This is a genomic window from Escherichia sp. MOD1-EC7011, from assembly GCF_002965005.1.
GTDB lineage: Bacteria > Pseudomonadota > Gammaproteobacteria > Enterobacterales > Enterobacteriaceae > Escherichia > Escherichia ruysiae.
On record NZ_PTRD01000074.1, the window covers coordinates 1 to 10,411 of the forward strand.

5 protein-coding genes and 1 pseudogene are annotated in these 10,411 nt (G+C 47.0%); 5 read left to right on the forward strand and 1 reads right to left on the reverse strand.

Going from position 1 to position 10,411, the window contains the following annotated elements:
- Window positions 1-421: 421 nt before the first annotated feature.
- Window positions 422-4,666 carry an inverse autotransporter beta domain-containing protein gene (locus A7098_RS23370; protein ID WP_105281499.1) on the forward strand — a complete coding sequence of 1,415 codons (4,245 nt, stop codon included), beginning with the start codon at window positions 422-424 and terminating at the stop codon, window positions 4,664-4,666.
- A gap of 272 nt (window positions 4,667-4,938) precedes the next feature.
- A pseudogene (locus tag A7098_RS24455) lies at window positions 4,939-5,125 on the forward strand (DNA repair protein); the annotation flags it as partial.
- A gap of 37 nt (window positions 5,126-5,162) precedes the next feature.
- Here the strand turns inward: A7098_RS24455 and apbC are convergent.
- Window positions 5,163-6,263, reverse strand: a complete 1,101-nt coding sequence (apbC, locus tag A7098_RS23380) for an iron-sulfur cluster carrier protein ApbC (protein ID WP_000004356.1) — start codon at window positions 6,261-6,263, stop codon at window positions 5,163-5,165.
- Window positions 6,264-6,420: 157 nt separating this feature from the next.
- Here apbC and metG point away from each other — a divergent pair, with 157 nt between their 5' ends.
- The 3 genes from metG to A7098_RS23395 all read left to right on the forward strand — a co-directional run bounded on the left by metG (window position 6,421) and on the right by A7098_RS23395 (window position 9,695).
- Window positions 6,421-8,454, forward strand: coding sequence for a methionine--tRNA ligase (gene metG / locus A7098_RS23385; RefSeq protein WP_000195351.1), 2,034 nt, complete (start codon window positions 6,421-6,423; stop codon window positions 8,452-8,454).
- A 161-nt stretch (window positions 8,455-8,615) separates the two neighbouring features.
- Window positions 8,616-8,915 carry a hypothetical protein gene (locus A7098_RS23390; RefSeq protein WP_000932312.1) on the forward strand — a complete coding sequence of 100 codons (300 nt, stop codon included), beginning with the start codon at window positions 8,616-8,618 and terminating at the stop codon, window positions 8,913-8,915.
- A 45-nt stretch (window positions 8,916-8,960) separates the two neighbouring features.
- Window positions 8,961-9,695, forward strand: coding sequence for a hypothetical protein (locus A7098_RS23395; protein WP_032084084.1), 735 nt, complete (start codon window positions 8,961-8,963; stop codon window positions 9,693-9,695).
- Window positions 9,696-10,411 lie beyond the last annotated feature (716 nt).

The window sequence follows — 10,411 nt, forward strand, 5'->3', positions numbered from 1 at the left end:
GTGATATAGTGTTCATTATCTCAAAGTTATTTTTTGGATATAGAGCTGGCTTTATTTCTTAAAAGGCCTTATTCACGACTTAGGTCATTTATTTCTAATTTATGGATCATGTAATAATAAAAATGTTTTACTTCCCATGTTGTTAGAATAATCATCCTCTCATGTACTGAAATAGCTCCTCCTGTTATTTGGGATACATTATCAAGTAACATTGATTTTAAGTTGTTGCAACATTTTGGTTATAGATGCCTAACAATCATTAAATCTCAGTTAATTCATGTGTTGTTGCACTTTTTCGTTTGTGATAGCATTCGCGGCCCTGTTGGGGGCATAGACACTCCAATCTAAATATTTCTGGAAGCAAATGCTTTTACTCGCAGTTGCAAATGTTCGTTAACTCGTTCATTAAGAAATTATGTCAATGTTACGTTTAAATAAAACCTATAAACAACAACGTTTCCGCTATTCCGCCTTGGCTAGATGTGTGGCATGGGCAAACATCTCTGTTCAGGTTCTTTTCCCATTAGCTGTCACTTTTACACCGTCAATGACAGCTCAAGCGCATAATGCGGCTTTGCCACGTCTAAGTACGGAAAATACTGCGGTTGCTACTGACAATAATACAGAAAAAAATATCGCGTCGGTTGCCGCGAATGCCGGTAAATTTTTAAGCAGTCAGCCGGATAGCGATACGACTCGCAACTTTGTTACCGGAATGGCTACGGCTAAGGCCACCCAGGAAATCCAGGAGTGGCTCGGGAAATATGGCACCGCGCGCGTCAAACTGAATGCCGATAAAGATTTCTCGCTGAAGGATTCTTCGCTGGAAATGCTTTATCCGATATATGACACGCCGACAAATATGCTGTTCACTCAGGGGGCAATACATCGCACTGACGATCGCACTCAGTCAAATATTGGTTTTGGCTGGCGTCATTTTTCAGGTAATGACTGGATGGCGGGGGTGAATACCTTCATTGACCATGATTTATCTCGTAGTCATACCCGCATTGGTATTGGTACGGAATACTGGCGTGATTATCTTAAGCTGAGCGCCAATGGTTATATCCGGGCTTCTGGCTGGAAAAAATCACCGGATGTTGAGGATTATCAGGAACGCCCGGCGAATGGCTGGGATATTCGTGCTGAGGGTTATTTACCTGCCTGGCCGCAGCTTGGCGCAAGCCTGATGTATGAACAGTATTATGGCGATGAAGTCGGGCTGTTTGGTAAAGATAAACGCCAGAAAGATCCACATGCGATTACCGCTGAAGTGAATTACACGCCAGTGCCTCTTCTGACACTGAGTGCAGAGCACAAACAGGGCAAGAGCGGTCAGAATGACACTCGCTTTGGCCTGGAAGTTAACTACCGGATTGGCGAGCCTCTGGAGAAACAACTCGATACAGACAGCATTCGCGAGCGTCGGGTACTGGCAGGCAGCCGATATGATCTGGTTGAACGTAATAACAATATAGTTCTTGAGTATCGCAAAGCTGAGGTGATCCGTATTGCCTTGCCAGACCGTATTGAAGGTAAGGGCGGGCAGACGGTGTCTCTTGGCCTCGTGGTCAGCAAAGCAACTCACGGCCTGAAAAATGTGCAATGGGAAGCACCGTCTTTGCTGGCCGCAGGCGGTAAAATTACCGGTCAGGGTAACCAGTGGCAAGTAACGCTCCCGGCTTATCGTGCAGGCAAAGACAATTATTACGCGATCTCTGCGGTTGCATACGATAACAAAGGCAATGCCTCGAAACGTGTGCAGACTGCGGTGGTCATTACCGGAGCAGGTATGAGCGCCGATCGTACTACGTTAACGCTTGATGGCCAGAGCCGTATCCAAATGCTTGCTAACGGGAGTGCGCAAAAGCCGCTGGTTCTGTCTCTGCGAGACGCCGAGGGACAGCCAATCACGGGAATGAAAGATCAGATCAAAACTGAACTGACGTTTAAACCTGCCGGAAACATCGTAACGCGGGCCTTTAAGTCCGCTAAATCACAGGCACAGCCAACACTGGGTGAGATCACCGAAACAGAAGCCGGAGTGTACAAGTCTGTCTTCACCACCGGTACGCAATCAGGTGAAGCAACCATTACTGTGAGCGTTGATGGCATGAGCAAAACCGTCACGGCTGAACTGCGTACCACTATGATGGATGTGACAAAATCGACTCTGAGTGTGAATGAGACGTCAGGTGATGTGATTGCCGATGGTCAGAAATCTTACACGTTGACGCTTACTGCGGTGGATACCGATGGCAACCCGGTGGAGGGAGAAGCCAGCCGTTTGCGCTTTGTTCCACAGGACAACAGCGGTGTTACCATTGGCAGCATTTCGGAGATAAAGCCGGGGGTCTATAGCGCCACGGTTTCTTCGACCCGTGCCGGAAACATTGTTGTGCGTGCCTTTAGTGATCAGTATCAGTTGGGCACATTGCAACAAACGCTGAAGTTTGTTGCCGGGCCGCTTGATGCAGCACATTCGTCCATCACTCTGAATCCTGATAAACCGGTGGTTGGTGGTACGCTTACGGCAATCTGGTCAGCAAAAGATGCTTATAACAACCCAGTAACAGGCATCACCCCAGAAGCGCCGTCATTATCAGGTGCAGCCGCTGCGGGTTCTTCAGTCTCAGGCTGGACGGATAATGGTGATGGAACATGGACCGCGCAGATTTCTCTGGGTACTACGGTGGGCGAATTAGTTGTTATGCCGAAACTCAATGGACAGGATGCGGCGGCTAATGCAGCTAAAGTTATCGTTGTGGCTGACGCTTTATCTTCAGGTCAGTCGAAGGTTTCTGTTGCTTCAGATAAAGTGAAAGCAGGAGACAGCACGATAGTGACGCTGGTAGCAAAAGATGCACATGGTAATGCAATCAGCGGTCTTTCTCTATCGGCAACTCTGACGGGGGCCGCAGCTGAAGGGGCGAACATTTCAAATTGGGCTGAGGAAAACGGCGGCACCTATATTGCTACGCTTACCGCTGGTGTAAAAACGGGTGAGATTAGCATTATGCCGCTTATAAATGGTCAGCCCGCCGCCTCAGAAGCAGCGATTTTGACCGTTATCGCCCGGGATATATCATTAACTAATTCCACGCTTGTTGCGGATAATGGAACGCCAATAGTCAAAACAACGACCAAACTGACATATACGGCGAAGGATGCGAAGGGTAATCCTATTAGTGGCCTGAAACCTGAGACACCAGAATTTAGTGGTGTAGCCAATGCTGGAACAGAAAAACCTTCGGTAGGCGAATGGAAAGAGCAGAGCGATGGCACCTATGTTACTACATTAACTTTAGGTTCTGCTGCGGGGCAGTTAGTCATCTGGCCAAGGGTAGACGGCAGAGATGCTGCTTCAAAACCTTTACTGCTGGAGGTTGTGGGTAATACCACCGAAGCAAATATCAACGACATTTCAGTCGAGGTGGATAACCAACTGGCGAATGGACAGTCAGCTAACAAGGTAACACTGACCGTTGTGGACTCCTATGGCAACCCGTTACAGGGGCAAAATGTTACGCTGACTTTGCCTGAAGGTGTAACCAGCAAGACGGGCAATACTGTAACAACCAATGCGGCGGGTAAAGCTGATATAGAGCTGATGTCAACTGTTGCCGGAGAGCGCAATATTACGTTTTCTGTAAATGGCAATCAGAAGTCAGTGACAGTGAAATTCAATGCGGATGCAGAGACCGGACATGCAAGTCTACAGGTTGATACCAACAATCCTAAAGCGGCAAATGGAGCAGATGCCTTTACGTTGACGGCGATTGTTAAGGATCAAAACGGCAACTTGGTTCCTGGAACATTGGTTACCTTTAATTTACCCAGAGGGGTTAAACCGATTACTGGTGATAATGTCTGGATTAAAACCAATGATCGTGGGGAAGCTGAACTGCAGGTGGTTTCCGTGATTGCCGGAACGTACGAAATCACAGCTACAGCAAGAGATAATCAGCCTTCGGCGACGCAGAGTATCGAGTTTGTGGCTGATAAAGCTACAGCAACCATTGCCGACATTGCGGTAGCAAATAACTATGCTTTAGCAGACGGGAAGGCTAAACAAACTTACAGAATCAAGGTTGTTGACGCCAATAACAACCTCCTGAGAGGGAGTGAGGTAACCTTGAGTGCAAGTCCAGAGGGGTTAAACCTGTCTCCGAATGGGGAGGTAACAACCGATGAGCAGGGGATAGCTGTTTTCACTGCTACTACAACGAAAGCCAATACATATGTATTAACAGCAACCGTTAATCGGACCAACGATCAGGTATCGACGAAAACTGCTACATCTAAATTTGTAGCGGATGATAAAAACGCGAAGCTTGCTGCATCATCTGATACAAATACACTGGTTGCAGACGGCAAAGCTACAGCAACACTGACGGTTACTCTAATGGAGGGAGCGAATCCCGTTGGGGGGACTATGAACGTTGACATTCAGGCTCCGAAAGACGTGACAGAAGCGGACTATCAATTCCTGCCGTCGAAGGCCGATCATTTTGTATCTGGAAAAATAACGCGTAAATTTAGCACCAATAAACCAGGTATGTATACATTTACGTTTAATTCTCTGACTTATGGGGGGTATGAAATGACGCCTGTAACAGTAACCATTACCGCTGTAGCGGCGAATAATGATAAGGAAGTGGAATAATTTTTTTTGCTTAGATTGACTCAATTTTAAACGATAATGGCGTTGACATACTCAACGCCATTATTTTATTGAGCTTTCCTTTTTATTTAGCATAGAGAAGTATCTTAAATGTGATGAACATGTGTCGCATGTGGTGGTGTTATGTAAAACTTTAATTTTTGATTCTCTTATCTATGTTTCAGATGGTTACAGTCGATTAAAAACAGATGAGTGTGGTGTATGACAGCATCGGGAAATGGTGGAGAATGAATAACCTGCGGTAATTTTCAGCAAGATCACTTAGACATCCATCAGTGATTTACTTCATGTGGGCTGCTGATAGCCATTACTATACGAGAATATCTTGTAAAAAGGTACTGGATATATCCACGTACAGGCAGCAATGCCGTGTTTGGTGTGAACACTCATATTATCAACGACGCAAGAAGTGGCGAGTTTGATGATTGTCCCGTGATGTAGGAGAACTGATTAGGCGGTGCAATGCACCGCCTTTTTATCACACTGCGCGGAATGCGATCTCTCCAGGTATTACTTCGCCTTGCCAATACATTTGGGCAGCAACGCGATCTGCGAGGTCACGATAAATAGCCGTAAATTCGCTATCTGGACGACTAATAACGGTTGGTGTTCCGTTATCCAGATCTTCACGAAGAGAGATATGAAGTGGCATTTGGCCTAACAACTGCGTGTTGTATTTCTCGGCCAGTTTCTGTGCGCCACCGGTGCCAAAAATTGGCTCGTGATGACCGCAGTTACTGCAAATATGCACACTCATGTTTTCGACGATACCCAGTACCGGCACTTCGACTTTTTCGAACATCACAATGCCTTTCTTCGCATCGATCAGCGCGATGTCTTGCGGCGTAGTTACCACAACCGCACCAGTTACAGGAATGTTCTGCGCCAGCGTCAACTGAATATCACCAGTGCCCGGCGGCATATCGAGAACGAGATAGTCCAGATCAGGCCATAGAGTTTCCTGCAACATCTGCATCAGCGCCTTGCTGGCCATCGGTCCACGCCACACCATTGCATTGTCGTCGGTGACCAGATAACCAATAGAGTTGGTTGCCAGGCCATGAGACATGATAGGTGCCATGTGAGTACCGTCCGGTGAGGTTGGACGTTGGTTTTCCGCGCCCAGCATGGTTGGAATTGATGGACCATAGATATCGGCATCCAAAATACCAACTTTCGCACCTTCAGCAGCCAACGCCAGTGCCAGGTTTACCGCCGTGGAGGATTTACCCACGCCGCCCTTGCCTGAGCTGACGGCGATAATGTTCTTAACGCCATTAATGCCTGGTTGGTTTTTGACGCGCTTAAGCGTGGCAATGTTGTACGACAGCTTCCAGTCAATAGCCTTTGCGCCAGTGATACGGAGCAGATCACCACTACATTGCTCTTTCAGGTCTTCAAAAGGCTTATTCCACACGAAAGGCATGATTAGTTCGACATGCAGTGTGTCATCCATCAACGCAACATGGTGTAACGCTTTAAGCGTAGTCAGGTTGTGTTTCAGGGTTGGGTGCTGAAAATTAGCCAGCGTACCGGCTACCATTGCTCTCAGGGCATCCGGCGATTTGGACTCGCTCATCCCGTCTCCTTTATTTTAATTTGCGCAATTGTCGCCTTGTAGTGTACTCCAGCTACGACATTTAATCATTTATGAGAAATGCTGTTATCACATGGCAGACATAAGGCCATTTTGTTACTATCAAGCCCCTTTTCACTACAAAGAAGTAATGCCTACTATGACCCAAGTCGCGAAGAAAATTCTGGTGACGTGCGCGCTGCCGTACGCTAACGGCTCAATCCACCTCGGCCATATGCTGGAGCACATCCAGGCTGATGTCTGGGTTCGTTACCAGCGAATGCGCGGCCACGAGGTTAATTTCATCTGTGCCGATGATGCCCACGGTACGCCGATCATGCTGAAAGCACAGCAGCTTGGTATCACACCGGAGCAGATGATTGGCGAAATGAGTCAGGAACACCAGACTGATTTCGCAGGCTTTAACATCAGCTATGACAACTATCACTCGACGCACAGCGAAGAGAACCGTCAGTTGTCTGAGCTTATCTATACTCGCCTGAAAGAGAACGGTTTTATTAAAAACCGCACTATCTCTCAGTTGTACGACCCGGAAAAAGGCATGTTCCTGCCGGATCGTTTTGTAAAAGGCACCTGCCCGAAATGTAAAGCGCCAGATCAATACGGCGATAACTGTGAAGTCTGCGGCGCGACATACAGCCCTACTGAACTGATCGAGCCGAAATCGGTAGTTTCTGGTGCTACGCCGGTAATGCGTGATTCCGAACACTTCTTCTTTGATCTGCCCTCTTTCAGCGAAATGTTGCAGGCATGGACCCGCAGCGGTGCGTTGCAGGAGCAGGTGGCAAATAAAATGCAGGAGTGGTTTGAATCTGGCCTGCAACAGTGGGATATCTCCCGTGACGCACCTTACTTCGGTTTTGAAATTCCGAACGCGCCGGGCAAATATTTCTACGTCTGGCTGGACGCACCGATTGGCTACATGGGTTCTTTCAAGAATCTGTGCGACAAACGCGGCGACACTACCAGCTTCGACGAATACTGGAAGAAAGACTCCACCGCCGAGCTGTACCACTTCATCGGCAAAGATATCGTTTACTTCCACAGCCTGTTCTGGCCTGCCATGCTGGAAGGCAGCAACTTCCGCAAGCCGACCAACCTGTTTGTTCACGGCTATGTGACGGTGAACGGCGCGAAGATGTCCAAGTCTCGCGGCACCTTTATTAAAGCCAGCACCTGGCTGAATCATTTTGACGCCGACAGCCTGCGTTACTACTACACTGCGAAACTCTCTTCGCGCATTGATGATATCGATCTCAACCTGGAGGATTTCGTTCAGCGCGTGAATGCCGATATCGTGAACAAAGTGGTGAATCTGGCGTCCCGTAACGCGGGCTTTATCAATAAGCGTTTTGACGGTGTGCTGGCAGGCGAACTGGCTGACCCGCAACTGTACAAAACCTTTACTGATGCCGCTGAAGTGATTGGCGAAGCATGGGAAAGCCGCGAATTTGGTAAAGCTATCCGTGAAATCATGGCACTGGCTGACCTGGCTAACCGCTATGTCGATGAACAGGCTCCGTGGGTGGTGGCGAAGCAGGAAGGACGCGATGCCGATCTGCAGGCGATTTGCTCTATGGGCATTAACCTGTTCCGCGTGCTGATGACGTACCTGAAACCGGTACTGCCGAAACTGACTGAACGTGCAGAAGCATTCCTGAATACAGAACTGACCTGGGATGGTATCCAGCAACCGCTTCTGGGCCATAAAGTGAATCCGTTCAAGGCACTGTATAACCGTATCGATATGAAACAGGTGGAAGCACTGGTGGAAGCATCCAAAGAAGAAGTGAAAGCCACAGCTGCACCGGTAACTGGCCCACTGGCTGACGACCCGATTCAGGAAACCATCACCTTTGACGACTTCGCCAAAGTTGACCTGCGTGTGGCGCTGATTGAAAACGCGGAGTTTGTCGAAGGTTCTGACAAACTGCTTCGCCTGACGCTGGATCTCGGTGGTGAAAAGCGTAATGTCTTCTCAGGCATCCGTTCCGCTTATCCAGATCCACAGGCACTGATTGGTCGTCACACCATTATGGTGGCTAACCTGGCTCCGCGTAAAATGCGCTTCGGTATCTCTGAAGGCATGGTGATGGCTGCTGGCCCCGGCGGGAAAGATATCTTCCTGTTAAGCCCGGATGCTGGTGCTAAACCTGGCCACCAGGTTAAGTAATTAAACAACCTCTCTTCGCAATGCCCGGCAACACGCCGGGCATTTTCATATAGACACAATCCCTCCTGATTTACACAAGCCCTAAAACAATTTGTTTTCTACCTTTTGTTGATTGAGATAATAAGCCACATAAGAAAACAACTTGTTTTGGAGTAGTTGAAATGTTGAACATTACCCAAGCCTACCAGGTGGCATTGATCAGTTCATCTCATACATCAGAGGAAGATGCTCGCCGATTCATGATCGCAAGCAATGAGCTGGATTGGGTTTCACAAATTGATGGCGGTTGTATTGTTCACGCCGGGTTACAGGACGATGTCTGGAAAGACGACTTGCGTCGATATGGTATATCCGAAGGCGCGATTGCTAACATTCAGAAAGTACTTGATGTAGGCTTTGACTCTGTACATTTTGATTGTGGAGCACCAGTCGTTGAAGGGCTTGAGTGCTGGAACTGGTAACAGATATTAAAGCATTGGTAGTTTGTTTTTAGGATTATCAAAGAAATGAAAAAGTTGAAAAGTTTAGAAATCCCTGGGACTGGTTATAAATTCTTTATGGACAACGCGGAGTGTGCGCCTAACGCGTTGGAAAAAATACAAAGTCTTATCAACAGCCTTACTGAAGAAGCGAAAGAACTGAAGAGCGAGGCGACAAAGGACAATACAGCTAAAATCCAATGCTTAAATCTCGTTTCTTATTGTTTATATCAAGTGTCCAAAACACTGATTAAAGGCAATATCTATTACGACGATGAAGACACCTCGACACCTGAAGAAAAAGATAGCGATGAAGAACTCTATGAAGATATCTCTACCAGTGCGGGTCACGCTGCCTTCGATGCTATGGGTGAATCGTCAGGCATCAGATCGTTTGTTGAACAGAACAATTCGACAATAATGATTGAGTACTGTGAACAAACAAGCTCCAAGGCCATACATGTTCTTCACGATGTTGCTGCAGGGGTTCGCTGTGAGGCTGAAGCGGTCAGAAAAGATGTATTTGGTGCAGACAGTAATACCGTGAAAGCGTTCATCAACAGTGCTCTGCTAAATTCTTACTCAAACCTTATCGTCAATGCGGCACTATGCGCAAATTCAGGTGAAGAACACATTGTCATAACTGAAACCAAACATGAGCATCAACAGTCACCAACCATAGAAGAGGTAACTGCATTGGCTATCAAACAGGCGAGTGAAATTAGTGATGAAATTCTCTCTCTGCTAAACAAAACTATGTAAAACATTGATAATGGCGGTCACAATTTGATTCTTTTCTATAAGAATCCGTTGATCGCCACTACTCCCCTTCCATACCTGCAATCATAACCTTAAATATCAATAGGTTATGGTTGTTTATACAAATAAGAAAACAACTAAATAACAGATCAACGAAACGTCAACGCTTTCACCCGATTTGGTCTAAAAAATTGACGTTTTCGCACATCACTTCTTATACCCGTAACTCTACGCAGCAGACAGCGCCACAGCGTCCAATTTTCACCACAGACGACCCAACACACTACCAACAAAAACACACGCTCAAAATCGCTCCCGTTGCGTTACACAACCATATAAACAACTTATTTTCAGGCATAACAAAACAACTAAATAACACAAATGCCATTCCCAAAAACAACCAACCTCTTTATGGCAGGCTACCGAAAAGACCCACCTCTTCTCCCCAGGCTACCGGACAACCAACCTAACTTTCACAGGCAATCCGAAAACATTCATACGCGCGATACCCACGATACGCCATTCCCCAAATAGCGAAGCACACCAGAATCACTGAAACCCCCAACGAAGCCTGTAACCGCAAGGTTTCTCTCAATCCCAAAAGACACGAAACATAACAATCACGGGAAATGCCATTACCCAATACACGAATAACTACTGTAGTGGTCAACAAAAACTGGCCACAGCTTTAGAGTTTTTCCAGAACAATCGTTCTGATT

Excerpts from the sequence above, each read along its gene's own strand:
- A7098_RS23390 (WP_000932312.1), top strand. The coding sequence starts at position 8,616 with ATGTTGAACATTACCCAAGCCTACCAGGTGGCATTGATCAGTTCATCT.
- A7098_RS23395 (WP_032084084.1), top strand. The coding sequence starts at position 8,961 with ATGAAAAAGTTGAAAAGTTTAGAAATCCCTGGGACTGGTTATAAATTC.
- metG (WP_000195351.1), top strand. The coding sequence starts at position 6,421 with ATGACCCAAGTCGCGAAGAAAATTCTGGTGACGTGCGCGCTGCCGTAC.
- A7098_RS23370 (WP_105281499.1), top strand. The coding sequence starts at position 422 with ATGTTACGTTTAAATAAAACCTATAAACAACAACGTTTCCGCTATTCC.
- apbC (WP_000004356.1), bottom strand. The coding sequence starts at position 6,263 with ATGAGCGAGTCCAAATCGCCGGATGCCCTGAGAGCAATGGTAGCCGGT.